Source organism: Sutcliffiella halmapala, assembly GCF_002019665.1.
Taxonomy (GTDB): Bacteria; Bacillota; Bacilli; order Bacillales; family Bacillaceae_I; genus Sutcliffiella_A; species Sutcliffiella_A halmapala.
The window spans coordinates 759,906-786,888 of the sequence record NZ_KV917375.1; the positions used below are offsets into that span (position 1 = coordinate 759,906).

23 protein-coding genes and 1 riboswitch are annotated in these 26,983 nt (G+C 38.4%); of the genes, 18 read left to right on the forward strand and 5 right to left on the reverse strand.

The genetic code is table 11. The annotated features are described in order from the left end of the window. Positions 1 to 29: 29 nt before the first annotated feature. The 5 genes from BK580_RS03470 (at position 30) to srtB (ending at position 7,546) form a co-directional block, all read left to right on the forward strand. Positions 30 to 3,920 carry an NEAT domain-containing protein gene (locus BK580_RS03470; RefSeq protein ID WP_139364832.1) on the forward strand — a complete coding sequence of 1,297 codons (3,891 nt, stop codon included), beginning with the start codon at positions 30 to 32 and terminating at the stop codon, positions 3,918 to 3,920. A gap of 133 nt (positions 3,921 to 4,053) precedes the next feature. Further along, positions 4,054 to 4,950 (forward strand): heme ABC transporter substrate-binding protein IsdE, encoded by an 897-nt coding sequence (gene isdE / locus BK580_RS03475; protein ID WP_078379010.1) that lies wholly within the window; start codon positions 4,054 to 4,056, stop codon positions 4,948 to 4,950. A gap of 32 nt (positions 4,951 to 4,982) precedes the next feature. Next, entirely contained in the window at positions 4,983 to 5,966 is a 984-nt protein-coding gene (locus tag BK580_RS03480; RefSeq protein WP_078379011.1) for a FecCD family ABC transporter permease, read from the forward strand. Further along, a complete protein-coding gene (locus BK580_RS03485; RefSeq protein ID WP_078379013.1) occupies positions 5,956 to 6,726 on the forward strand; it encodes an ABC transporter ATP-binding protein in 771 nt (256 codons plus the stop codon). Before BK580_RS03480 ends, BK580_RS03485 begins: the two co-directional genes overlap by 11 nt. Positions 6,727 to 6,760: 34 nt before the next feature. After that, a complete protein-coding gene (srtB, locus tag BK580_RS03490; protein ID WP_078379015.1) occupies positions 6,761 to 7,546 on the forward strand; it encodes a class B sortase in 786 nt (261 codons plus the stop codon). Positions 7,547 to 8,094: 548 nt separating this feature from the next. Here the strand turns inward: srtB and isdG are convergent. The 4 genes from isdG to BK580_RS03510 form a co-directional block, all read right to left on the reverse strand. Beyond that, entirely contained in the window at positions 8,095 to 8,439 is a 345-nt protein-coding gene (gene isdG, locus BK580_RS03495) for a heme oxygenase (RefSeq protein WP_078379017.1), read from the reverse strand. Positions 8,440 to 8,512: 73 nt separating this feature from the next. Continuing rightward, positions 8,513 to 9,322 (reverse strand): ABC transporter ATP-binding protein, encoded by an 810-nt coding sequence (locus BK580_RS03500; protein ID WP_078379018.1) that lies wholly within the window; start codon positions 9,320 to 9,322, stop codon positions 8,513 to 8,515. Beyond that, positions 9,322 to 10,317 carry a FecCD family ABC transporter permease gene (locus tag BK580_RS03505; RefSeq protein WP_078379019.1) on the reverse strand — a complete coding sequence of 332 codons (996 nt, stop codon included), beginning with the start codon at positions 10,315 to 10,317 and terminating at the stop codon, positions 9,322 to 9,324. The genes BK580_RS03500 and BK580_RS03505 overlap by 1 nt, the downstream gene beginning before the upstream one ends. Beyond that, positions 10,314 to 11,270, reverse strand: a complete 957-nt coding sequence (locus BK580_RS03510; protein ID WP_078379020.1) for an ABC transporter substrate-binding protein — start codon at positions 11,268 to 11,270, stop codon at positions 10,314 to 10,316. Before BK580_RS03510 ends, BK580_RS03505 begins: the two co-directional genes overlap by 4 nt. Positions 11,271 to 11,559: 289 nt before the next feature. Further along, positions 11,560 to 11,674, forward strand: a riboswitch (TPP riboswitch). Between the two features lie 135 nt (positions 11,675 to 11,809). Between BK580_RS03510 and thiC the strand changes: the two genes are divergently transcribed. The 11 genes from thiC (at position 11,810) to BK580_RS03565 (ending at position 22,112) form a co-directional block, all read left to right on the forward strand. Continuing rightward, the gene (gene thiC, locus BK580_RS03515) at positions 11,810 to 13,588 is read left to right on the forward strand and encodes a phosphomethylpyrimidine synthase ThiC (protein ID WP_328589088.1); all 1,779 of its coding nucleotides are present in this window, start codon (positions 11,810 to 11,812) and stop codon (positions 13,586 to 13,588) included. A 16-nt stretch (positions 13,589 to 13,604) separates the two neighbouring features. Further along, positions 13,605 to 13,769, forward strand: coding sequence for a serine protease (locus tag BK580_RS03520; RefSeq protein ID WP_078379022.1), 165 nt, complete (start codon positions 13,605 to 13,607; stop codon positions 13,767 to 13,769). A gap of 213 nt (positions 13,770 to 13,982) precedes the next feature. Next, a complete protein-coding gene (locus BK580_RS03525) occupies positions 13,983 to 14,408 on the forward strand; it encodes a DUF4064 domain-containing protein (RefSeq protein ID WP_078379023.1) in 426 nt (141 codons plus the stop codon). A 340-nt stretch (positions 14,409 to 14,748) separates the two neighbouring features. After that, entirely contained in the window at positions 14,749 to 15,372 is a 624-nt protein-coding gene (locus BK580_RS03530; protein ID WP_139364833.1) for a hypothetical protein, read from the forward strand. Between the two features lie 347 nt (positions 15,373 to 15,719). Further along, positions 15,720 to 16,067 (forward strand): PadR family transcriptional regulator, encoded by a 348-nt coding sequence (locus tag BK580_RS03535; protein ID WP_078379024.1) that lies wholly within the window; start codon positions 15,720 to 15,722, stop codon positions 16,065 to 16,067. Beyond that, positions 16,054 to 17,061 carry an HAAS signaling domain-containing protein gene (locus BK580_RS03540; protein ID WP_078379025.1) on the forward strand — a complete coding sequence of 336 codons (1,008 nt, stop codon included), beginning with the start codon at positions 16,054 to 16,056 and terminating at the stop codon, positions 17,059 to 17,061. Before BK580_RS03535 ends, BK580_RS03540 begins: the two co-directional genes overlap by 14 nt. 47 nt (positions 17,062 to 17,108) lie before the next feature. After that, positions 17,109 to 17,858 (forward strand): glucose 1-dehydrogenase, encoded by a 750-nt coding sequence (locus BK580_RS03545; RefSeq protein ID WP_078379026.1) that lies wholly within the window; start codon positions 17,109 to 17,111, stop codon positions 17,856 to 17,858. A 264-nt stretch (positions 17,859 to 18,122) separates the two neighbouring features. Next, a complete protein-coding gene (locus BK580_RS03550; protein ID WP_078379027.1) occupies positions 18,123 to 19,346 on the forward strand; it encodes a sugar ABC transporter substrate-binding protein in 1,224 nt (407 codons plus the stop codon). A gap of 188 nt (positions 19,347 to 19,534) precedes the next feature. Then, positions 19,535 to 20,389 carry a carbohydrate ABC transporter permease gene (locus BK580_RS03555; RefSeq protein ID WP_078382623.1) on the forward strand — a complete coding sequence of 285 codons (855 nt, stop codon included), beginning with the start codon at positions 19,535 to 19,537 and terminating at the stop codon, positions 20,387 to 20,389. A 37-nt stretch (positions 20,390 to 20,426) separates the two neighbouring features. Then, complete coding sequence (locus tag BK580_RS03560; protein ID WP_078379028.1) at positions 20,427 to 21,257, forward strand: carbohydrate ABC transporter permease; 831 nt, start codon at positions 20,427 to 20,429, stop codon at positions 21,255 to 21,257. 90 nt (positions 21,258 to 21,347) lie between these two features. After that, positions 21,348 to 22,112 (forward strand): alpha/beta hydrolase, encoded by a 765-nt coding sequence (locus BK580_RS03565; protein ID WP_078379029.1) that lies wholly within the window; start codon positions 21,348 to 21,350, stop codon positions 22,110 to 22,112. Positions 22,113 to 22,369: 257 nt separating this feature from the next. Here the strand turns inward: BK580_RS03565 and BK580_RS03570 are convergent, their stop codons facing one another. Further along, on the reverse strand, positions 22,370 to 23,830 hold the full coding sequence (locus BK580_RS03570) for a sulfatase family protein (RefSeq protein WP_078379031.1): 1,461 nt from the start codon (positions 23,828 to 23,830) through the stop codon (positions 22,370 to 22,372). A 419-nt stretch (positions 23,831 to 24,249) separates the two neighbouring features. Between BK580_RS03570 and BK580_RS03575 the strand changes: the two genes are divergently transcribed. Both BK580_RS03575 and BK580_RS03580 read left to right on the forward strand, forming a co-directional pair. Then, positions 24,250 to 26,436, forward strand: a complete 2,187-nt coding sequence (locus BK580_RS03575; protein WP_078379032.1) for an ABC transporter ATP-binding protein — start codon at positions 24,250 to 24,252, stop codon at positions 26,434 to 26,436. Beyond that, complete coding sequence (locus BK580_RS03580) at positions 26,433 to 26,930, forward strand: DUF1854 domain-containing protein (RefSeq protein ID WP_078379034.1); 498 nt, start codon at positions 26,433 to 26,435, stop codon at positions 26,928 to 26,930. Before BK580_RS03575 ends, BK580_RS03580 begins: the two co-directional genes overlap by 4 nt. The last annotated feature ends 53 nt before the right edge of the window (positions 26,931 to 26,983 follow it).

Here is a 26,983-nt window from a genome sequence, read left to right on the forward strand (position 1 = left end):
TAGCAAAATCCGAAAGGGGAAAGAAATTTGTGAAAAAGAAATGGCCAAAAGCACTAACGATTTTATCAATATGGATGATCTTGTTATCTACTTTTCTACCATCTATTGCTGCTGCAAACGAGAATAGTAGTTTAGCAAATGGAGAATATACGATTGGTTTTACTGTGTTAAAGGATGGAACGGAAGATAAATCCGTTATGGATGATTATACAGAAAAGCCAGCAAAGCTTTTTGTTGAAAATGAGAAGCTTTTTGTGGAATTAACGTTGAAAAATAGTGATTGGATAAAAACTTTTCAAACGAAGCAAAATGGAGCTTTTGTAGATGCAACGGTTGTATCAGAGGATACCGCTGCTGATAAACGCGTCGTTCGTTTTCCAGTGGAAGATTTATCTGGAAAACTGGATGCGTATACACATGTTGTCATTCCTATGTTGAATTATGACAGCAAATATACGGTTCAATTTAAATTTCATCCAGAAAGTCTGACAGAGGTTAACGTAGAAGAACCTATTGAGGAACCAACAGAGCCAGAAGAACCGGTAAATCCAGAAGAGCCAACAGAACCAGAAGCACCTGTATTAGGAGATGGTACATACACCATTGGTTTGAACGCGCTTCATGCAACAGAGGATAAGGCATCATCTATGCAGAGTTACTTAGGAAATCCAGCAACATTAGAAGTGAAAGCTGGTAAAACGTATGTACTCTTGCCAATAGTTGAAAAGCCAGGAAACTTTATCACGGATATTCGCTTACAAGACAACGGAGAATTCCATAGTGGAGAAGTCATCAGTGAAGACGAAGCGGCTTTAACTCGTGTCGTGAAATATGAAGTATCTAATATTGCTTCTGTGATCAATGCAGAAGTAGATATGTATGTACCTGCGGCTAACTACCGAAACACGCAAAAATTCCGTATCGCATTTGACGTAGAAAGTATTACAGCGGTTGAGGAAGAGCCAACAGAACCAACCGAGCCAGAAACTCCAGTATTAGAACTAGAAGATGGCTTATATACAATTGAATTGAATGCCCTTCATGCAACTGAAGATAAAGCATCATCTATGCAAGGCTATTTAGGAAATCCGGCAACATTAGAAGTGAAGGATGGCAAAACAAATGTCTCTTTAACAATTAAAGAGAAGGCAGGCCAGTTTATTACGGATTTACGCTTAAAAAACAACGGCGAGTTTGAAAGTGGAGAAGTCATCAGTGAAGATGAGGCTACCCTAACTCGTGTCGTGAAGTATCAAGTATCGGATATTGTATCTGTGATAAATGCAGAAGTAGATATGTATGTCCCAGCAGCTAATTACCGCAACACGCAAAAGTTCCGTATCGCATTTGATATCGAAAGTATTACTGCTGTTGAGGAAGAGCCAACAGAACCAACCGAGCCAGAAACTCCAGTATTAGAACTAGAAGATGGACTATATACAATTGAATTGAATGCCCTACATGCAACAGAAGACAAAGCATCATCTATGCAAGGCTATTTAGGAAATCCGGCAACATTAGAAGTGAAGGATGGCAAAACAAATGTCTCTTTAACAATTAAAGAGAAGGCAGGCCAGTTTATCACGGATGTACGCTTAGAAAACAACGGCGAGTTTGATAGTGGTGAAGTCATCAGCGAAGATGAAGCTGCCCTAACCCGTGTCGTGAAATATGAATTATCGGATATTACTTCTGTTATTAAAGCAGAGGTAGATATGTATGTCCCAGCAGCAAACTATAGCAATACGCAGAAATTCCGTATCGCATTTGATATTGAAAGTATTACTGCAGTTGAGGAAGAGGAAGAACCAACAGAACCAGAAGTGCCCGTTGATCCAGAAGAGCCAACAGAACCTGGGGAAGACCCTGAAATCGCAATTGGTACATACACCATTGATTTCAATGTCTTAAAAGATGGCTCAGCAGATACGTCCGTAATGGATGGGTATACAGCAAAGCCAGCACTTTTAACTGTAGAAGAAGCTGTAAAATATGTGGATCTTACATTAAAAAACAGCGATTGGATTCAACTTTTCCAAACGAAACAAAATGGAGCATTTATTGATGCAGAGGTTGTTTCAGAAGATGCAGAAACAAACACGAAAGTGGTACGTTTCCCAGTAGAAAATATCGAAGCTAAGCTTGATGCGTATACACATGTAGTAATTCCTGCATTAAACTATAACAATTATTATACAGTTCAGCTTTCATTCGATGCTTCAAGCTTAAAAGCGGTGGAAGAGGAGACGGAAGAACCGACATCACCAGAATTAGTGGATGGGATGTATAACATCGAATTTAATGCGTTACATGCTACAGAAGACAAAGCTTCTACTATGCAAGGCTACTTAGGAAATCCTGCATTATTAGAAGTAAAAGAAGGCAAAACATCTGTTTCTCTAACAATAAAAGAGAAAGCAGGCCAATTTTTAACTGATGTTCGTCTAGAAAACGACGGTGAACTCCATAGTGGTGAGGTTATTAGTGAAGATGAAGCAACCCTAACTCGTGTCGTGAAATACGAGGTGTCTAATATTGCTTCAATTATTAATGCTGAAGTAGATATGTATGTTCCAGCTGCGAACTACAGAAATACGCAAAAATTCCGTATCGCCTTTGATGTGGACAGCATTTCAGAGTTGGAGGAGCAACCAGAACAACCAACCGAACCAGAAGTAACTCCACCAACAGTAGTAGAGAAAGACGGTAAGAAATCGCTTGTGATTCAGGATGTAAAGAACTTTACGTACAATGAAGCAAAGAAAACGTATGAGTTAGTCTACTCTGGTGTATCAGCATTCGAAATTAACTCAGATATAATTAAACAGCTTCATACTGATGCGAAATTGTCGCTTTCCATTGGTGAAAATGTAACAGCTATTTTCCCAGTTACTCTATTTAAAGATAAAGTAAAAAGTGGAGAAACTATTACATTTACATTCGATGAAGAAAAGGCAATGGCTGGTGCAATAAGTAAACTTTACGATTTTACTGTGAAAATTGGTGAACAAGAAATAACTGAATTTGCTCAACCGGTAACTTTGGTGTTTGCAGTTGATACACAGCTAGTGAAAAACTGGAAGAATGTAAAGGTTATTTATGTTAATGAGTCCGGTGAGAAAGCAGAAGTTATTAAACCGGGCAACATTAATCAAGATAAAGGTACAGTAACAGCCGATGTTTCGCATTTTAGTGTGTATGGTGTGTTTGAAATCGAAGCAGAGGAAGAAACTCCAGAAAATGGTTTAGCAGATGGTACGTACACCATTGATTTTTCTGTCTTGAAAAATAAGACAAACGAGTTATCAGTGATGGACGACTATACAGAAAAACCAGCAACATTAGTTGTAGAAAACGGAAAACACTACATTGATTTGACACTGAAAAATAGCGATTGGATTAAGCAGTTCCAAGTGGAACAAAATGGAACGCTGATGAATGCGGAAGTCGTTTCAGTTGACGAATCTGCAAACAAACGAGTTGTACGTTTTGAAATGGCTGATTTAGCAACGAAGCTGAATGCTTATACTCATGTGGTGATACCAGCAATCAATTACGACAACTACTATGATGTTCAATTCCAATTTGATTTAGATAGTATTAAGGATCAAGATGGAAATGAGATCCCAAATCCGAATCCAAATCCAAATCCAAATCCGGGAACAGAGCAACCAGATAATGGATCAGATAAAGATAACGACTCTGATAAAAATGAGAATGAAAAGCCAACAGATAAAGAAGATGACTTAAACTATGACCGTGATTCTGACAAGAATGAAAATGACAAGTCATCTACGCCTAAGAAAAATGAAGTAAAGAACGCTAATACTGCCGATACGGCGATGATAGGTCTTTTATTAGCATTGTTAATGGGATCCTCATTATGGTTAATTCGTAAGTACCGTTTTGGAACATTGTAAAGAATAGCTTGATTAAATAGTCTTGATACACGCTTTATAGGTGGTGTATCAAGACTTCCTTTACTTTTTGGAAAAATAGAATGTTAGATTAGTATAGCTGTTAATAGATCGGAAGGAGGCGTTTTCAAGCTCCATGAAAAAATTAATTAGTACACATATTATGGCAATCCTATTTATTCTTTTAGTCGGATGTTCAGCAAATGAAACAAAAAGTGAAAAGAAAGAAGCTGCTGAGCAAAATGAAGTAGCTGTGGAAGAAGAGCTAAGGCTTGTGTCGACAACGGTTGCCGCAACGGAAATTTTTGATGCGCTAGAACTTGACCTTGTTGGGATTCCGACAAGCTATAAGGATATTCCGAAGCGTTATGAAGGAGTACAGGAGGTTGGGAATCCAATGAGTCCTGATATGGAGCTCGTAAAATCACTAGCACCAACTGATGTTTTCTCAGTTACTACCCTACAGACCGATTTAGAGGAAGTGTTTGAGAGAGTTAACCTTGATGCTACGTTTCTTAATTTTCAAAGCTTAGATAGTATGTTAGAAGAGATTCGTAGATTAGGAGAAAACTATGATCGAGAAAAGCTCGCAAATGAGCTTGTTCATTCGATACAATCACAGCTGGAGAAGATAGAATCAGACGTTGCTGAAAGGGGAGCACCTACTGTTTTAATTTTGCTCGGTGTGCCGGGAAGCTATCTTGTTGCGACAGAGCATTCCTATATTGGAGATCTGGTGAAGCGTGCCGGAGGAATCAATATTGTCCAAGGTGAAGAGGTCGAATATTTAGCTTCTAATACAGAATATTTACAGCAAGCAAATCCAGATGTCATTTTAAGAGCTGCCCATGGGATGCCTGAGGACGTTATTAAAATGTTCGACGAAAAGTTCCAAACAAATGATATTTGGAAGCATTTTAATGCAGTTAAAAATGATCGTGTGTACGATTTAGAGGAAGAACTATTCCCCACTACCGGAAATCTGTCTGTTGTGGAAGCAATGGATGAATTGGTGAAAATGCTGTATCCGTAATACCACTATTAACTGAAGGAAAGGTTCATACGATGAAAAAGAAAGTGATTAGTTTTACCGTTGTCATTCTTTTGTTAATCTTTGTTGCAGGGTATTCAGCTGTAACAGGTAGTATAAAAGTAAGTATTGGCGAGCTAATTCAAGGGCTCATAAGTGGAACAAATGAGGAAGTTCAGGTTGTAAAAGACTTACGTTTACCCCGCATCATTATTGCAATGTTTGCTGGAGCTGCGCTTGCTGTCTCTGGTGCCCTATTGCAAGCCGTTATGCGAAATCCATTGGCTGATGCTGGGATTATAGGAATTTCATCCGGTGCTGGCTTTACATCAATTCTGGCTGTTAGTTTCTTCCCGACATTATATTTTTGGTCGCCGTTATTTGCGTTTATTGGGGGCGCAATAGCTTGTTTTCTTGTGTATAGCTTATCTTGGAGATCTGGGTTAAGTCCGATTCGTTTAATATTAGTTGGTGTGGCCATTAATGCTGTATTCAGTGGTTTGAGTGATACATTTAATTATAGAGGAAGTTATACGGTGACAAGTATTAGTCCAACAACGACCTCGACGTTAGCCATGAAAACGTGGCGAGACGTAGAAATCATGACGACATTTGGCTCTATCGGCTTAATTCTCGCCTTCTTGCTTTTTGCATCCTGTAATCTCCTTGTTTTACAAGATAAAACAGCACGAAATTTAGGCGTTTCCGTAGCGCGCTCTCGTTTATTCGTCTCTGCAATAGCAGTGTTATTAGCGGCGGTTTCAACAGCAATTGCCGGATTGATTGCCTTTATCGGGTTACTTATTCCCCATATATCACGGCAACTCGTTGGCTCCGATTATAAAGTGCTACTACCATTCACTGCATTATCGGGTGCATTGTTGCTATTGCTCGCTGATACGCTAGGAAGGTCGATTATTGCCCCAAATGAAATTCCAGCATCGATTATAATGTCCATTATCGGTGGGCCATTTCTCATCTTTTTGTTAAGAAGGAGTGACAAAGTGAATGGAAATTAGTAAGGTAACTTTTTCTTATAATCAAAAGAAGACGCATTTAAAGGAAGTTTCCACGACCATTCAAAATGGAAAGATCACGACGATTATTGGACCAAATGGGTCTGGAAAATCCACCTTATTAAATGTCATGTCAAACAATTTGGTTCCACAAAGTGGCGAAGTTATTATCGATGGAAAAATGATTCAAATGTATTCTGCAAAAGAGTTCGCGAAAAAGCTTGCGGTAGTGCATCAGCACAATGAGGCTCCTTCTGACATGACTGTGGAAAAGCTAATTAGCTATGGGCGGATACCACATAAACGTATATTTAAAGGGAAAAGTGCAGAGGACGAGGCAGCAATTGAATGGGCCATTACCTGTACGAATTTACTCGATAAACGGCATGCTACTTTAGACGAGCTTTCTGGTGGGGAACGACAACGAGTGTGGATTGCCATGTCTCTAGCGCAAAAAACGCCGATTCTCTTTTTAGATGAACCCACTACTTATTTAGATATGTATCATCAATTCGAGATTCTAGAGCTTGTAAAAGGCTTAAATCAACAGCATAATGTGACGATTGTAATGGTATTACATGACTTGAATCAAGCCATTCGCTATAGTGATTATTTACTAGTAATGAAGCAGGGGGAGCTTATTATGGATGGAAGACCAGAGGACATCATCCATGACAAGTCGGTAAAAGAGATCTATGGTGTCAATGTCCTAGTAAAAAAAGAAGAGGCAAGCGGCTTATATGTCGTTCCAGTAGGGATTTAACGGCAAATGATTTGTGAGGATAGGATCTGGTAGAATGAAACCAACAAACGAGAATAATAGAAAAAAAGCGGGAAAAAATCTTGTTTTTCAACGTTTTATGACGATAATTTGTATCGCTGTCTTTAGCTACTCCTCTTATAAGTTAAGTGTCATTTTCTTCGAATACTATGAAAATAGAAAAGTATTGGAGGAAATTCAGGAGGTATACGTTTCAGAAGTAGACGTAATGGACGAAAGCGATCCAGGGAAAGTAAGAGATTCTTTTCAACCATTGCTAGCTATTAATGAGGATATTGTCGCATGGATTACCATTGATGATACTAGAATTGATTATCCCATTTTACAGGCTGAAGATAATGATTACTACTTAACTCTGAACTATCTCCATGAACAATCACGCGCAGGCTCCATATTCATGGATTTTCGGAATGATATATTGAACCGTGATCGACATACGATACTCTATGGTCATCGCATGAAGGATGGCACCATGTTCGGAAATTTGCGCAAGTATCTAACCCAAGACTTTTATGAGGAACATCCAACCTTCTCCTATGATACCCTTTATAAAAGCTATGAAGTAGAGATTTTTTCCGTATATGTAACGACCACAGATTTCTATTATATAGAAACTGAATTTGAACATGATAACGACTATGCGAACTTCATAAAAGAACTACAAGCACGCTCGGTATTCGATTCTCCAGTGTCGGTTTCAGCAGAGGATCAAATCATTACCCTCTCAACCTGCGACTACCAAATAGATCGAAATAAAGGACGCCTTGTCGTCCACGGGAAACTAACGCCGCGCTCTTCTTAACCTATCTAGCCGTATCCACTTAGACATTTGGTGGGAGCGGCTTTTTTTGTTGGGGAGGGAGAGGTGAATTGCTCATAGTTGTAGGGAATACAGCTTTACGAGAGCAAATTGCTGTTAAACGAGGGGGGAAATTGGTTATTCGCGAGTAAATGCTGTAATCAGCAAGTGTCCCGGTCGCTAAATGACTGGAATTCGCCCAAAATGAAGGTGCATTCGTCTGAAATCCGCTAACACTCATCCGAAAAGGAGCTGGATTCGTCTGAAATCAACTAACACACATACGAAATGGAGATGGATATGACCGAAATCCACTAACACTCATCCGAAAAGGAGATGGATTCGTCCAAAATCCGCTAACATTCGTCCAAAATGGAGCTGGATTCGTCCAATATCCAGTAACATTCGTCCGAAAAGGGGATGGATTCGACCGAAATCCACCAACATTCGTCCAAAATGGCAGCACCCCACCCTATAATCATGTAATTAAACTAAAAAAAGCACCTGGCCCCATTTGGTTATTATAACCAAATGGGGCCAGGTACCTAATATTATTGCGCTTGCACCTCAAGGTCTTGTTCTGCAGCTTGTAGCGGGTTTCTTGTTACTAGTACGTCGTAGAAGGCGATTTTGTTGTCGATGATATATTCAGGTATTTCGCGTTTGGAATGTGATGCTTTGAAGGCGTCGCTTTTTGTCCAGTTGGTGAAGTCTTCTTTTGAATTCCAGCGAGTAACGACTGTTACTTCATCGTATTCACGGGTGTTTTGTGTAATCATTACTTCTAGGCCTAGGAAGCCGTCCATGAATTCAACCTTTCCAACTTTGTTGAAACGCTCAATTAATTTTTCCCCATTGCCTTTTGTAATTTTAGAAGTGTTTGTTACGATTACCATCATTTTTTCCCCCTTATAATTTGTTTGTGTTAGTAAAATTTATAAATAAACAGTGTATCTGTGGTGAAATAGGTTATAGTGCTTGCTTATACTTAGAGATAGATCGACTGCGTTTAGCGGGTACAATCAAGGGATAGTCATCCTCGTATATTACTTTTGCTTCAATATGATAGATCTCTTTTAAAAATGAAGCAGTGAGTACTTCTTTAGGAGAACCGGTTGTGACAATTTGCCCGTTTTTCATTGCAATTAAATAATCACAGTAAGCAGCAGCTTGTTGTAGTTCATGTAGAACCATTACAACGGTTATGTCGTGCTGCTGATTAATCTCTTCAAGCAACTCCATCACATCGAGCTGATGGGCGATATCTAAATAAGTAGTTGGTTCATCAAGAAGAAGTATAGTTGATTTTTGTGCAAGGGCTAAGGCAATTCGAACTTTTTGTTGTTCACCTCCTGACAAAGTATAAAACATTCGATTTTCATGTTTTTTCGTTCCTGTTATGCTCATTGCCCAGTCAATCACTTCTTTGTCGTCCATATTTGAACGTGGATCAAATATTTTTTTATAAGGTGCACGACCATAGGATATAAGTTCATGAATCGTCAAGTTGGGAAGAGCTTGTTTGGATTGCGGCATCATTGCTAATGTTTTAGCAATTTCTTTTGGCTTATACTCCTTAGTTGATTTGTTTTCTATACGAACGTCACCTTCGTCTTGTTGGACTAAACGCGAAATGATCTTAAGTAGGGTAGATTTTCCTGATCCATTTGGCCCGACAATGGCTGTTATTTTACCTTTTGGGATATCAACTCCTACATTATTTAAATGAAAGGAGCCAACATGTAAGCTGAGTTGTTCGGTTTCGATTGCATTTACCATCACATCAACCCCCGTTTTTTTATCAAGTAGAGAAAGAATGGTGCACCGAGTACGGCAAGTAAAATACCAACTGGTAGCTCAATAGGGTCAAACCATGAGCGTGCAATTGTATCAGCGAGAACAACTAGAATCGCCCCCCCAATTGCGGATAATGGCAATAGGTACCGATAATCTTCCCCGATTAAAATTCGTATCGCATGTGGGACAACAAGTCCTACAAAGCCGATTAATCCCGCGACACTCACTGCTGTACCAGCTAAAAAAGCGGCGAGTGAAATAAGTAAAAAACGTTGAAGCTCAACTCTTTGACCTAGTAGTTTAGCAGAATCATCTCCTAATAGAAGGAGATTAGCAGGTTTTATGGCAAATAGAGAGAGTAGTAACCCTGCTATGGCATATGGCGCCATAAATTCTAGGTGATACCAACTTCTTCCGTTTAGTCCGCCAGCAAGCCAAGGGATTATAGACTGAACACGATCACTGTAAATGACCATAATCCCACTTTGTATAGCACCTAGCAGGGCATTAATCGCGACTCCAGCTAAAATAATTTTCAGTGGGGAAGCTCCTTTATCCCATGCAAGTATATAAATGATCATTGCTGTTAAAAAAGCACCGATAAATGCGGAAATCGGAAGTAAATAACTAAACTGAGGGAGGATGAGCATTGTTGCACTGGCCATTAATCCCCCACCAGCAGTGACCCCTATAATAGCTGGATCTGCTAATGGATTTTTCATAACACCCTGTAATAATCCCCCAGCAACAGCTAAGCAAGCACCGACTAATAAGCCGATCAGGACACGTGGGAGTCGTAAATCTAAAATGATTGTTTGATAGACGGATTGGTCATGGCCAAAAAGAACTTTCCAAATTTCTTTAAAGGTAATGGGAACAGATCCGTAAGTAATTCCGAAAAAAATTACAAGTAGAAGAAGGATTGGTGACAAAATTATTATCAGCTTTCTTCTTATTGATCGTTGCTCTATATTCATGATTCCTCATTCACCGCTTGAAACAATTCAACCAATAAATCAAGGGCTTCTATTACTTTTGTTCCAGGGTTCGTTCCAAATAAATTAGATGGTAGGACTTCCACACGCCCTTCTTTCACTGCATCCAATTGATTCCAAGCTGCATTTTGTTCCATTTCCTTCATAAATCCGACTTTTACTTCTTCAGGGTTACCATGGCTCATGAGTAATATGTATTGTGGATTGGCTTCCACGATACGTTCTGTGTTCATTTGTGCATATTGTGGGTAAGCTTCTAAACTAGGAAAATTGCTAGCTATGTTTTCAGCCCCAGCCAGTTCTAAAAGATTTCCACTTAAAGAATTTGGTAAGGCAGCCATATAAGTACCTGGTGCTCCGTAGACGAGAAGTACACGGACTTTTTCCTTAGAAGCAGTATTTTTTACATCTGTAATTTTTTGGTCAATTGTTGAGATAATTTCAATAGCTTTATCTTGCTTTTGCAGCATGTTACCAAAGAGTTCAACCTGTGCTTTAATATCCTCAACGGATTGAGCATGTGTTAAAACCATTTGAGATCCAAGACTTTGAATCGTTGGTACATCTTTACTATTCATTTGTACATTACCTAGCACAACATCAGGTCTCACTAATGTAAGCTTCTCTAAATCTATCTCGTGAGTTGTACCAATTTGCTCCACATCTTTGGCTTCTGGAATAGCAATTTCATCTGTTGAGTTTGGTCGACCAACAAGCTCTCCACCTAATGCATAAATAATATCCATATCCCCATTACTTAAGGCAGCAATTCGTTCTGGAACGCTCGGAAACGTAATTATTTGATCAGCTAAGTCAGTAATGGAATAGTGATTCTCACCTTGCTGTTTACCAATATTCTCTACATCAGAGGATGATTCACTACAGCCTGTAATTAATAATAATATTGCAAATATTGTAAGTAGTATTTTCTTCATAAATCCCCCTAATTCACCAACAAACTAAATGATAATGAATATCAATATCATATTAAATGATAATGATTTTCATTATTAAAGTCAAGTAAATATGGAAAAATTTTTTATCAGATTAGACCAAATGTCCCAGGTTGCTATCTTGATAGAAATCGTTGACTATTTCTAACTTCTAATACAAAGATTATGAATCTAACTTTGTATTAGAAATATTGAGGAAGCAGAGAAAAAAATCATGTCTTGATTATTCAATCTCGAACGTGATAGGATTTAAATAGTAAGACAATTCAATAGCATTAACTAGGGGTGTCCAATAAGTTGGGCTGAGAGAAAGACGCGATGAAGTCTTTTAACCCTTCGGACCTGATCTGGCTCATACCAGCGTAGGGAAGTTGACTCTTAAGCAAAGTCTATTTTGACTACTTCTACATAGTATAAGCCGGGCCCATTTTATTTGGACTCGGCTTTTATTTGTACTCCCCTATACTTTTCATGTACCTTGATCTCGTCCTTTATCTATAAAAATTAAAGGAGAGAGAATGATGACTTCAACAATTCAGAAAAACCTATCAATTATGTCAAGCTTTTCAGGTAGTAAGAAAGTCTATATGAAAGGATCTCGCAAGGATCTACAAGTTCCAATGCGAGAAATTAACTTATCTAAAACCACTGGTGTATTTGGAGAAGAAGAAAACGCTCCCGTCCGTGTTTATGATACGAGTGGCCCCTATACAGACCCTAATTACTCAGTCGACTTAACAAAAGGTCTTCCATCAATTCGAGAAAAATGGATTATGGAGCGGAATGATGTAGAGACATATGTTGGTCGTAAAATAAAAGTCGAGGATAATGGTTATAAAGATGATTTGGATCCACGCGTTAAGTATAATGAATTCCCCTATTTAAATCATCAACCGATTCGTGCGAAAAAAGGAAAAAACGTAACACAGCTGCATTATGCAAGAAAAGGAATTATTACTCCTGAAATGGAATTTGTCGCGATCAGAGAGCAGGTTGATCCTGAGTTTGTTCGTAATGAAATTGCTAGTGGACGAGCAATTATTCCTAGCAATATCAACCACCCGGAGACAGAACCCATGATTATCGGACGCAATTTCCATGTGAAAATTAATGCGAATATTGGGAATTCTGCAGTCACTTCATCGATTGAGGATGAAGTGGAGAAGATGACTTGGGCCATACGCTGGGGTGCCGATAATATTATGGACCTCTCTACTGGAAAAGATATTCATAAAACACGTGAATGGATTATTCGCAACTCCCCAGTCCCTGTAGGAACAGTACCAATCTATCAGGCTCTTGAAAAAGTAAATGGAATAGCGGAAGATTTAACCTGGGAAGTTTACCGGGATACGTTGATAGAGCAGGCAGAACAAGGAGTTGATTATTTCACGATCCATGCTGGAGTTCTCATGCGTTATGTTCCGTTAACAGCTAAGCGTGTAACTGGTATTGTATCTCGGGGTGGCTCTATTATGGCACAGTGGTGCTTATATCATCATCAGGAAAATTTTCTCTATACACATTTTGAGGATATATGCGAGATTATGAAAACGTACGATATTTCTTTTTCGTTAGGCGATGGACTGAGACCAGGTTCAATTGCTGATGCTAATGATGAGGCTCAGTTTGCTGAACTAGAAACATTAGGTGAATTAACACAAGTCGCATGGGCGCATGATGTACAAGTGATGGTGGAGGGACCCGGGCATGTACCAATGCATTTAATTAAAGAGAACATGGATAAACAACTCGAGTTATGTAAGGAAGCCCCTTTCTATACACTTGGGCCATTAACAACCGATATTGCACCTGGCTATGATCATATCACCTCTGCCATCGGGGCAGCGATGATTGGCTGGTATGGAACAGCAATGCTTTGCTATGTCACGCCTAAAGAGCATCTTGGCTTACCTAATAAAGAGGATGTACGAACTGGAGTTATTACGTACAAAATTGCTGCTCATGCAGCGGACTTGGCAAAAGGACATCCGGGGGCACAAAAAAGAGATGATGCACTCTCAAAGGCTCGGTTTGAATTTCGTTGGAGGGATCAATTCAATTTATCACTTGATCCTGAACGAGCGATTGCTTACCATGATGAAACCCTTCCTGCTGAGGGAGCGAAGACTGCTCACTTTTGCTCGATGTGTGGTCCGAAGTTTTGTAGCATGAGGATTTCTCAAGATATTCGAGACTATGCAAAAGAGCATAAACTTGATACAAAAGGTGCCATTGAACAAGGGATGAAAGAGAAAGCAAGACAGTTTCAAGATGGCGGTAGTAACCTTTATCGATAATAGAGGAGTGATACCAATGATTGAACAACTTCAGCAAGAAATAAATGAACTTCATGCACGTGTGAAGATACTACAACAACACATTGAAGAACTACAACAAACATGTGACCACCATTTTTGTGGGGACTCCTACTTTGTAAAATGTACAAAATGCCATAAAATCGAAGTACTTTATTATTAGGGGAATAAATGAGTAAATCTAGCATAATTGTTATAGAGTGATTTGTATTGTTATTTTTTCCATTTAAGTATTATATTAAGAAAAATCTCTTGTTTTTCCAAAGAGGGGTATGCTAAAATTTTGAATTGTATGAGAGTTTGCCATTCATATTTTGATAGGAATACTTAAGATTTTATTCTGTGGCATAAACATATAATACGAGGAGGAAATAGTTTGAAACGTACTGGGGAGATAGCTTTAGCAATTATAGGTGTTGTATTAAGTGGGTTCTTTGCAATTGGTGGAGTAATCGTTAATGTATTTATGAGTGATCCAGAAATTCAAGAGGAATTAGGTCAAGAATTAATAAATGATCCTAATATGGCAGATATTGATGCTGGTGCAATTCTGGGATTAATAGAATCCGTAGGACCATTCCTAATAATACTAGGAATTATTACCGTTGTATTAGGACTAGTTGGGATTTTTACTATTAAAGGGAATAAAAAACCAGTCTTAGCTGGAATCATGTTTATTCTTGCAGCTCTAGTTATCGGAGTAGGAACAATTGGATTCGGTTTTCTTCCAGCTATTCTTTTCTTAATTGCTGGAATCATGAGTTTTGTTCGTAAGCCAAAGGTTTCTTCTGAAATCCTATAAAAAATAAATGTAAGTATAAGTCTCCGGACGAATAGTGAATTTGATGGAAGTTGTACCTGAAGAATTAGGTGCAGCTTCTTTTTTGTGGTTGTTAGCCCTTTTAAACACCGCCGTTGATTGGAGTACGAGTCTTCTCCTCGTGCTCCAATCAACAGCTAGGAACCTAAATATTAATCCTACACTTTAACAGGGTCATAAAAACAATACAACTTGAGGCTTAGTGAAAAATATATCCCACGACTATCCAAATTTAACTTGTTTTATGTGATGATAGAGACAGATGTTAGTTGGATGCTCAATAGAGAGAGTACGTTGTTTTTTTTGGAGAGGAGAATTATAAATGGAAGTATATATTATTCTTACTGATACGGGATCCATGCTTACAAGGATGATTAAAATGTTTACAAAGGATTCTTATAATCATGCATCAATCGCTTTTAACAAAGAATTAGACTCACCTTATAGTTTTGGTAGAAAAAAAATGAACAATCCATTTATCGGAGGGTTTGTAAAAGAAAATTTAACAGACAGGATCTTTCAGCAAGCACCATGTGCGATTTATAGCCGAAAGGTTTCAGCGAATGAGTACGAACGTATGCTAGCACTAGTCCAAGCTATTGAAAGCCAGCAGCATACTTATAAATACAATTTCATTGGATTGTTCGGCTTCGTTTTTAATAGGCAGATTGAACGAAAGAACGCTTTTTTCTGCTCGGAATTTGTTGCGACAGTTTTAAATAATGGTGGGATTAAAGTGAATAGGAAGCCAGCTAGTCTAGTAAAACCTACTGAATTAATTGAATGTGAGGAATTTCGTTTAATCTATGAAGGGCAGCTTGATTCTTTCTTAAGCAATCAAGGCAAAATGCAGGAAGTGGTTCATTCAAAAAATAAAGCTATTCGTAATCGATTTCAGCAACTAAATTCTAAGTATTTGAAAAAGGTGATGTCGATAGCGGGGTAAAGTGGATAGACAAATAGCTTAGTGCCTATGGATGGAAAGAATACTGTGTCCCTCTTCGTGAAGTTTTTAAGCCTCTGCACAGATTACAGCCTACCTTTACAAGTCCTCTTACAGAATCCATCGCCTTTTAATACTGCCAAGTAAAAGATAAGTATTTTCCGTGAATGAAAGAACTAATACTAACAAAGGACATGCCAATATAAATCGGCATGTCCTTTGTTTCGATATAAAGGGAAATGTAATGTTATGAAAAAAATATTGATGTTAAGAACATAATACTGTATGATACATAGTATACAACATATAGTAAAAAACAAAGCCAATTTTGTAGTAAATGAGGTGAAAGAATGAGTAATTTACTAAATTCCTTAACGACAGAGTTAAGAAGAGGAACCTTGACCTTAGCTGTACTAAGCCAATTACAATCTCCACAATACGGTTATTCCCTTGTCCAGCGATTAGAAAGCAGTGGCATTACGATTGAACAAAGCACCTTATATCCATTACTTCGTCGGTTGGAAAAACAAGAGCTAGTAACGAGTAGTTGGGATACAACAGAGAGTAGGCCGCGGAAATATTATATATTGAGTGATTACGGTAAAGAAATTTTCGAGAGTTTGAAAGAAGAATGGGAAAAAACTTCCCAAGAACTTAGTTTTTTATTAAAAGGAGGAGATAGTAATGAACCTAATTGAGTTATATATTCAAGAAGTAACAAGAAGGCTTCCAGAAAAAAATCGTGAAGATATAGCACTTGAGCTTCGTTCGACTATTGAAGATATGCTACCAGATGATTATTCGGAGCAAGATGTAAAAACTGCACTTGTGCAACTAGGGAATCCCGCTAGTCTTGCAAGTGGATATCTAGATAAACCAAGATACCTCATCGGCCCTCAATATTTTGATGTGTATGTTAGTCTAATAAAAATGATTTTGCCAATAGCTATGATCATCGCTTTTATTTCTATAGTAGCAGATGCCATTATTACTTATGATGGTGTAGCGATCCTCAATGTTATCTTGCACGCAATTGGTGGAGGAATATGGTGGATGTTGAGTACGATGATTCAAGTTTTATTTTGGATAACCGTGACTTTCGCTATTTTAGAACGAACGGATCAATCTAAAAATCATTTTTCGCCATTACTTGGTTTAAAGGAATGGACTCCAGATGATTTGAAAGAAATTAAATATATTCCAAAGGAAAAGGCAATTCCTAAAGGCGAAGTATTTTTTAGCCTTATATGGACAGCGATATGGGCTACGGTTTATTTTAATGCGGCACATTTAATTGGTGTGTATCAAAAGGGACAAGGAGGACTAGAATTTGTAACTCCAACCTTTAATCAAGAGGTGTTGCATTCTTATTGGCTCTTGGTGGTAATAGTAATTGGGCTTGAGGTAATCACTGCGATTTGTAAGCAGGTAAAAGCTCAATGGACGATGGGAATAGCGATTCTTAATGCTGTCCTGCAAGTAGTATCATCGATTGTTTTTATTGTCATTATTAGTAATGATCAGTTAATCAACGAATCATTTATTAGGTTCCAAAATGAATTGTTTAATACCACATCTGACGCATGGCTTGGTTGGGTATACGCTGTGGCTGTCTTTACTTTCTTATTATTTGCGGTAATAGAAATTTATAGAGGATTCCGTAAAGCCCTTGCTTATAAAGGTTTGAAGTAAGATTGTAGCTTAAGGGTTTTACTTTACTAATATAAGAGGAGAGTTATATGAAATTTAATAATAAAGTGGTAATTGTTACTGGTGCAGCTAATGGAATTGGAAAAGGTATTGCAATGGAATATGCAAGAAGAGGGGCGAAGGTAGTCCTAGCAGATTTAGAGAAATTAACGGGAATAGCAGTTGAGAAAGAAATTGAAGCAATGGGCGGCAAAGCTCTTTTCATTCAAACCGATGTAAGGAAAGAATTAGATATTGTAAATCTGATTAACGAAACGATTCACCAATTTCAAAAGATCGATGTGTTAATTAATAATGCTGGGAAAACTAAATTCACTTCTCTTTATGAACTAACTTTAGAAGACTGGGATGATGTAATTCAAACAAATCTTAGAAGTGTGTTTTTGTGTGCAAGGGAAGCGGCGAAGCATATGAGGCAAAATAAAAATGGTGGCTCTATTGTCAATATTGCTTCGACTCGTGCAGCGATGTCAGAACCTAACTCAGAAGCGTATGCTGCTTCAAAAGGTGGTATTGTCGCACTTACCCATGCACTTGCAGCGTCTCTAAGTGAGGATGAAATAAAGGTTAATGCAATCTCCCCAGGCTGGATTGAAACCGGGGATTACTCAGAATTAAGAGAGCAGGATCATAAACAACATCTCGCAAATAGAGTGGGAAAACCTGCAGATATCGCGAAAGCCTGCTTGTATTTAACGGATAGTGATAATGATTTTGTTACAGGAATTAATCTAGTGGTAGATGGTGGGATGACGAGAAAAATGATATATGAGGAATAGCATGTGGAAAAGAAGCTTACCGAGGTAGTAAAAGGTAGCTTCTTTTTTTATTAATGTTTTCTTATTGGTTTAAATATTTAATTAATAGAAGTTGCAACCGTATACAAAAAGGACTATAATCAAATCATCGAAACGTTTCAATTGGCGTTAATCTTTTTATAGTGTTTATTATCCAAGTGATTTTTCTATGTTTTTTGGTAAAGGATAATAGTAGACAATTCAAAAGAACAGTAGTTCAAAAAAATTAAGGGGGAGATTGTTATTATGAAGAAAACATCTTTAGTATTTCTTATCATTTCAGTATTATCATTTTCTTTACTATTAGCTGGGTGTGGTGGAAGTGACAAGGACACTCTAACAGTATGGGCAATGGGAGAAGAAGGAAAGCGGCTAGCTGAACTAACAAAGAAGTTTGAGGAAGAAAATCCTGATATTAAAGTAAGCGTTCAAGCGATTCCTTGGGATCAAGCACATGATAAGCTATTAACTGCTGTAGCATCTAAAAAAGGTCCTGATGTATTGCAACTTGGGACAACTTGGGTGTCTGAGTTTGCTGACGCAGGAGCATTGCTAGATTTAACACCACATTTAGAAGAATATCCTGATTTTGCTCCTGAGAATTACTTTAGTGGAGCTGCCGATACCATGCAATTTGAAGATAAAATTGTTGGTATTCCTTGGTATGTAGAAACTAGGTTGTTATACTATCGTACAGATTTACTTGAGGAAGTTGGATATAGTGAACCACCTGCAACGTGGGAAGAGTTAACGGATGCTGCGACAAAATTATCTAATCGTGGCGATGAGTATTTTGGTCTTGATATTGATCAAAATGATAAAATTGTTCCATTTATTTTTGCATGGCAAAACGGGTTTGACGTAAATGAAGAGACTGGAGAGCTTAATCTTGATAGTCCAGAATTTACGGAGGCAATTGAGTATTATCATAGCTTTTTCAGAGATGGTTTAAGTACTACACGTAAGGGAATGGACATTGTTCAAACGTTTAAAGACGGTGTAAAGCCAATGTTTTTAAGTGGACCATGGATGATAAATATTCTAAATGATCAAGCACCTGACTTAGATGGTCAATGGTCTGTGGCTGTTTTACCAGGGAAAGAAACGAATACATCTAGTATTGGTGGAGCAACTTTCTCTATTTTCCACAATTCAAGTAAAGTGGACGAAGCACTTGAATTTATCTCCTATATAAATGAAGTAGATACACAATTAGAATGGTTAGAGCTTTCTAACACACTGCCTTCTCGTGTAGAAGCGTGGGAAGACCCAGTGTTAAAAGATAATCCTATGTTAGCTACTTTTGGTGAGCAGTTGGAGAATACTAAGGGTTCACCGCAAATTCCTGAATGGGAAGCAATTGGCCAAGAATTAATCAATTCACTTGAAAGAATTAATGTTGGTGGAGCAGATGTTGATGAAGAATTAGCGGCATTTAGAGAGAAAGTAAAAGGCATTATGGAACAGTAAATTTAATTTCACACAAGTTTAGAATGGAGTGCCAAGTATAGTGAACTAGGGCCTTAGGAAGAACAATTTGGTTCCCATATTCGTTATACTTGTACTCTTTTTTTAAAAATTGATGTGATGCGATTATAGTTAGGTGGGATATTGTGGGCAATGTATTGAGAAGTGCATTAAAAAACAGACATCCATATATGTTTATAGCACCTGCTTTGCTTATTCTAATTGTTTTTAGTATTATTCCTATCTTTATTGCTTTTGGGATAAGCTTTACTAATTTAAATCTAAAGGGATTGGCAGACTGGTCTTCTATTAATTTTATTGGCTTAGATAATTATAGTAAATTGTTGAGTGATACATTATTTCACAAGTCCTTATTTAATACACTTTTTTATGTAGTGTTGGGTGTACCGCTTGTAATCTTCTTTTCCCTTGGTATTGCGCTCCTTTTAAATTATGGGAAAAATAAGATTTTCACAGTCTTTCGTGCTGTTTATTATATGCCATCCATAACTAATATTATTGCGGTTGCAGTTGTTTGGGGCTATTTATACAATACGGAATACGGTTTATTTAATTATCTTTTATCTCTGTTATCGATGGATAAAGTACCATGGCTAGAGGAACCAACCTTGGCGAAGATCTCATTAGTGGTGCTTGCTGTTTGGAAGGGAATCGGTATCAATATGATTATTTTCTTAGCGGCTCTGCAAGGGATTCCGAAATCATATTATGAGGCAGCAGAAATGGATGGAGCAAATAGGTGGCACGTCCTTTTCAATATCACGATACCGTTGCTTAGATATGCAACATTTTTCGTAACAGTCACAACCTTGATTGGTTGGCTTCAGTTCTTCGAGGAGCCGTTTGTTATGACGAATGGTGGTCCATTAGATGGGACTATTTCGATGGCTTTATTTATTTATAAAAATGGATTCCAGAATAGTCAGTTTGGCTATGCAGCAGCAGGATCGTTTGTATTATTTTTGATCATTATTACTGTAACGTTGATTCAATTTAAGCTAAGAAAATCTGATACAGAATACTAATTGTGACCTAATTTAAGAGGTATCGGAGTTGATAAAGATGGCAACAAATACGGCTAAAGCCAAAATAGAGCGATCTATTGTGACTCTATTATTGATAGTAGGTGGAATAATTATTTCCATTCCATTTATCTGGATGATTTCAAGTTCTTTTAAGCCAGAGAGTGAAGTATTAATGGTACCACCTACTCTATTTCCTGAAAATCCAACCTTAGCCAACTTTGTTAAGCTTTTTGAAAGCATGAATTTTGGCATTTACTTACGAAACACAATCATTATTGTTTTATTGTCTTTTGTAGGTCTTTTGTTAAATGCGATGGCAGGCTATGGGTTTGCGAAATTTCAATTTAAGGGAAGAGAGAAATTTTTCTACGTTATTTTAGCTACGATGATGATTCCAGGACAAGTAACGATGATCCCAGTTTATTTATTGCTTAATGAGATGGGATTAACGAATACGATGGCTGGGATTGTGCTTCCAGGACTTGCAGCTGCCTTCAGTATCTTTTTGTTTAGGCAGTTTATGACGACTATACCAACTGATTTGATTGAAGCAGCAAGACTTGATGGAGCAGGAGAATTTTATATCTTCTTCCGCTTAATTATTCCCATTGCGAAGCCAATCTTTGCGGTTCAAGGAATACTTACCTTTATTGGGGCATGGAATAGCTTCCTCTGGCCATTAATCATCGCAAATGACGAAAGTCTTTATACGTTGTCGGTAGGACTAGCGCTCTTACAAGGACAATATGCGAATAACTTTGCCTTACAAATGGCAGGGGCTGCATTTATGGTTGTACCAATCATCATTATCTTTTCACTATTCCAGAAATATATTGTCGAAGGATTTACGATGTCTGGGTTAAAGTAGGCTTATATTTAGGTGTCTCCGAGTTCAAATGGAGGCACCTACTTTGATTTTGTACTGTAATAAGTAAAAAATAAAAAGGGGAGTTTATAATTGGCACTTATACAATGTAACTTTTTCTCAGAGGCGCTACAGTGTTCGACATCCATGACCGTAATTCTGCCACAAACGACCACACATATTGGAGTTGAGTCAAAGTCCTTCGAACAACAAAAGCATCCGACCTTGTATTTATTACATGGACTTTCCGATGATCATACTATTTGGACACGTTTTACTTCTATCGAAAGGTATGTGGCTCCTTTAGGGCTTGCGGTTGTGATGCCATCAGCAGGAAGAAGCTTCTATACAGATATGGAAAATGGCTATGATTATTATACATATGTGAGCGAGGAGCTACCGCAGATTGCTCGTTCATTTTTCCAATTATCCGATAAAAGAGAGGATAATTATGTAGCAGGTTTATCTATGGGAGGTTACGGAGCTTTGAAGGTCGCCATGAGGAATCCCGAAAAATTTGCAGCAGGAGCTAGTCTTTCAGGTTCTGTTGATATTGTAGATAGGATTTCTGCCTTTCCACGAGATTTCCAGCATATCTTTGGCGATAGACCAATTAAGGACAGTGATGATGACCTATTTTATTTAGCAGAAAAGCTAGCGAAGAGTGAGGGGCCAAAGCCGCGGCTCTATCAGTGTTGCGGAACTGAGGATCATAATTATAACGCAAATATTCGTTTCAGAGATCACCTTGCGAAACTATCTTTAGATAGTACCTTTGAGGAGGGGCCGGGTGCCCATGAATGGGGTTATTGGGATCAGCATATTCAACCGGTATTGAAGTTTTTGCATCAACGATAAAAGAAAGAGAGGAATGCTCTAGTAAAACGGAGCATTCCTCTTTTTTCGGTTTGAAAGCTCGAGATGGTATCTATAATCTGAAAGAAACGAAATCTATGCCCTCAGAGTGAGTGTAGAAGCCTTCAAAACCTCTATTTAGGAAAATTAAGGAACCCCCACCCCCATGCCCCACCTTTCCTCCGACAGGAGTCTCAAACCTTGCACCCCGATCCAATCAAAAGCGGGAGCAAGGCAATCATGGCTTAATTAAGTTAATATTAAGCTTGAAATTTTTCAGGGCGATAGCGGCGTTCTAATCGATCGGCTGCAGCATGGCGTTCTTGTTTGCGCAGCTTTGTTAGGTAATTATCTAAGGCGTCGCCACGTGTGTGGAATGGTCCGCCTTCATGGATAACTGCCCACATTGGATCTATTGGTGAATCGGAGGAAATCATCTGCTCGGCTACCCATTGATCCAATAAAAGTAAGCCTTTCGCAACTATTTCTGGTCGGTCCTCTGCAAGGTTAGTCGTTTCGTGTGGATCGTTTTCAATATCAAAAAGCATGAGTTCAGGGTATTCTTTCAGTCCATCATGATAGGTGCGAATTAACATCCAATTATCAAAACGAGCGGAGCGCTGACAACTCCAGGCGTTTTGGCTTACAACTAGATAAGGACGACCGGCAGATTTACCTTCGGTTAAGGCTGGTAGGAAGCTCTTTCCATCCCATTTGTTGCTCGGTTGACTGCCTACTAATTCTGTAAAAGTAGGACCAAAATCAATTTGGTAGTGGAAATCTTCATCTACATGTCCTTGTTTGATTCCAGGACCAGCAATAATACATGGAATTCGACTTGTTATATGATCTGCTGTTTGATGGTCACCGTAAACATTGAGTTCACCTTGGTTTTCGCCGTGATCTGCCGAAATGATAATAATCGTCTCATCTAGGATTCCTTGCTCTTCCAATGTTTGAATGATCTTTCCGACATGATCATCAACATGACGAATCGCCGTGTCATAGCCATCAATCCAATCTTTAAAATCCGCTCGACTCGCAATCTCATGAGGAAGGCCGGCCCATTGATTACCTCTAGGAAGGTCACGGATACTCATCGGTCCATAGCTTTCTCGCTGCTGGGCAATAATTTCCTTCGTTAACCATTCTGGAGCTGGATCGTTCTTGAAAGGATTACCATATTCCTCAGGAGTTCGGTAAGGTGTATGAGGATCCCAGAAATTCAGATATAAGAACCAGTCTTCTTTTTCTTTTCCACGATCTTTAATCCAACGTAAAGCTTCTACTGATACATCACCTGCAGTTTCACCCGCGTGTTTTCCTGTATCATATGTTTCTAAAAAGCCTTGTTGAACATGCCATGCAGCATGACGACCTGGGAAGGGGCTAATCATGGCTGTATGTAATCCTTTAAATCGTAGCTTATCCACCCAAGCTTGATATTCTGTGTGGTGAAAGTTGAAAGGACGATCTGCTCCTATTGGACGCATGTCTGCTTGCACTCCTCCGTGGTTAACTACACCGGTATGAATTCCGTATTTTGAACTAAATAAAGCAGTTCGAGAAGGAGCACATGGAGCATCAGACGCGTAGTAGTTAGTAAAGCGAACACCGCGCTCTGCCAAGCCATCAATATTTGGGGATGTTTCGCGATGGTATCCATAACAGCCTAAGTGATCTGGACGTAAAGAATCGATATCAATATATAAAATTTTCATCTTACTAGCCTGCCTTTCTTAGTGAAGGTAATTGGGTTTTTATATTAATTTAATGTTTTAATTAATTATATATGTATATTTGGCTGGATTCAATGATAATTTAGGAGGAAGGTGTGAGGGTGGGAGCGCTCAAGATTGGAGCCTGACCCTTGCGGAGTGTTGGTTAGGCTAGGAAAAGTAGTGGGGGCGTGCTGTTTTTAGGATGGTGTTGGTTTTATAGGTTTAAGTTGAGAGTTGTTTTGGTAATTAATTTTTTAGTTTTGGAGTTGATATCTTTTGATGTTTCCTATATGTAGTTATGTAGAAAAATAATTCTTGTGTTGTAGAGGGAATAAATTATAATGTTAGATAAATTCAATTAATTAATCAAATTGAATGGTTTGGTAGGGGAATATTTTAATAGGGGATGAGGGAAGTAGATGCCGATTATTGAAACGGTACCGAAGTGCATCGATAAAAGTGAAACGTTTTTATTTTTTGCCAAGGCGGATATCGATGAGGGTGGTAATTTTTCTGAAAGGTGGCTTGCGGTGGTAGAGGATCGAGTATTGGTTTATGGGGATAGTGGTGTGCTTGTGCATGAATTGTTTCTTTATGGGATAACTGGTGCTAGGATTGATTCTTATGTCGGGGGCGGTTCTTTACTTGTAGATACGGTGGATGGTGGGGTTGTGCTTGTTCGTTTTTCTGCTGCGTTAACGAGTAAATTTTCTATTGCTGTGAAGGTGATTGAAAATCTAGTGAAAAATGAGGAATTGCCCGTCTTGTCTAAGAATGATTTGCCAAGACAGTGCCCGAGCTGCCAAAGACCACTTCAGGAGGGGACTAATACTTGCTCTATTTGCGTGGATAAGAAAAAGGTAGTGGGACGTTTGTTATCTTATACACGTCCATATCGGATGAAAATGGTTCTTGCAATGGTAATGTTAATTTTTGCTACTTTGTTAGAGCTTGCACCGCCATACATAACGAAGATTATTGTTGATGATGTGTTAGGACCAAAGGATGTTGGGGGAGCGCTTTTGATTTTAGTTGCTGCTTTGGGGGCAACCAGTATTGTACTAGCGTTGATGCAGATTGTAAGAGGTGTTCTTGGAGTTTGGATTGGAAGTAAAATCATGGCGGATATTCGAAGAGAAACGTATCAATCTTTGATGCGGCTTTCGTTAAGTTATTTTGATCGTCGTCAGACTTCACAATTTATTGGTAGGGTTAATAGCGATGTGGAAGATACGAGGCAGTTTTTGACGGATGGCGTTTTATGGGTGGTAGGTCAAGCGATGATGCTTCTTGCCATTATGGTGATGATGTTTAGTCTTGATTGGAAGTTAACATTGCTTGCTCTTTTGCCGACTCCTTTCATCTTATTATTTTCTGTGATAATTTGGCCAAGGATTCATCAAATGTGGTATAAGCAATGGCAGGCTATTAATCGATTAAATATGACGGTAGGAGATACGCTTCAGGGAATTAGGGTTGTGAAGGCTTTTGGACAGGAAAAGCAGGAACAGTCCCGTTACATGAAGGGCAATCAAACGGTCATGAAGCAAACCATTCGGACAGATGGAATGTGGCAAGGTGTTTTCCCGATTTTTTCTTTTATAACAGGCGCTGGTCTACTGCTTGTTTGGTATTTTGGAGGAATGTCGGTAATTAGTGATGATCTGAGCTTAGGTACACTTATGGCGTTTATTGCATATTTAGGTATGTTCTTTGGACCGTTGCAGTGGTATAACCAAATGATTACTTGGGTGAGCCGCGCGATTGGTTCAGCAAATCGTATTTTTGAAATAATGGATACTCCATCAGAAGTTCCAACTAGCAGCAAGGCGGTAACTATTAAAGATATAAAAGGAAAAGTAGAGTTAAAGAATGTCACGTTTGGATATGAAAAACATAGTCCCGTTATTAAGGATATGAACCTTGTGGTGGAATCAGGTGAGATGATTGGACTAGTTGGGCATTCTGGCGCTGGAAAATCAACCTTGATTAATCTAATAAGCCGTTTTTATGATCCAACAGAAGGTACGATTTCCATAGATGGAATAGATTTGCGGAATCTTAAGCAGGAGGACCTTCATAAACAGATTGGAGTGGTGTTGCAGGAAACATTTTTATTTGATGGAACGATCTCGGAAAATATTGCGTATTCCAATCAAGATGCTACTCCTGACGAAATTATGAGAGCAGCTAAGATTGCAAATGCTCATGAATTTATTGTCAAAATGGTAGATGGCTATGAAACACAGGTAGGAGAGAGAGGTCAACGATTGTCTGGGGGGCAAAAACAACGGATTGCCATTGCACGTGCGATTCTCCATGATCCTCGGATTTTAATTTTAGATGAAGCTACTGCATCTGTGGATACGGAAACGGAGCAAAAAATTCAGGAAGCCGTTAGTAGACTTGTTCAAGGAAGAACGACTTTCGCGATTGCACATCGACTATCAACCTTGCGTAATGCTAATAGATTAGTAGTTGTGGATAAAGGGCAAATTGCTGAAATCGGAACTCATGAAGAATTACTCGTTCAAAAAGGTATTTATTATAAATTGGTAGAGGCCCAAAAAGAGATGTCGCAAATAAAAGGAGTAGATGTAGGGTGAGTGATATTTTTGAGATTACGTATATCAATCCAAAAGAAGCATTCTTTTATCGTACCGAGGGCGGCATGCTGGTAGTAGAAATGGCGCAGGTAAGTTATCCAGAGGTCATCATTCGCCGTACGTATCCGATGTCTAGGCCCTATGAGTATTTATCAGTATGGACGAAAGATGATAAAGAGCTAGGAGTAATTCGACATTTGGATGAACTTGATGAAAGTAGTAAACATGAAATAGCAGTTGAGCTAAAGCTACGCTATGTCATTCCAATTGTTACGCATATTCATTCCATTAAAGAAGAGCCAGGAATTTGGTCCATTAAAGTAAAAACAGATCGTGGGGAGCTTGAACTTCTCATGAGAAACATCCATGAACATATTCAATTAATCGATTCGAATAGAATAATAATCACAGATATGGAAGGCAAGCGTTGTGAAATTGAAGATATTCAATCTCTTGATCAGTCAAGCCAAAAACAATTAAGAAAAATAATCTAGTTAGTCCAACCTGCTGTAAATTATAATCTTTTACTCATTTAAAACTAATTGAC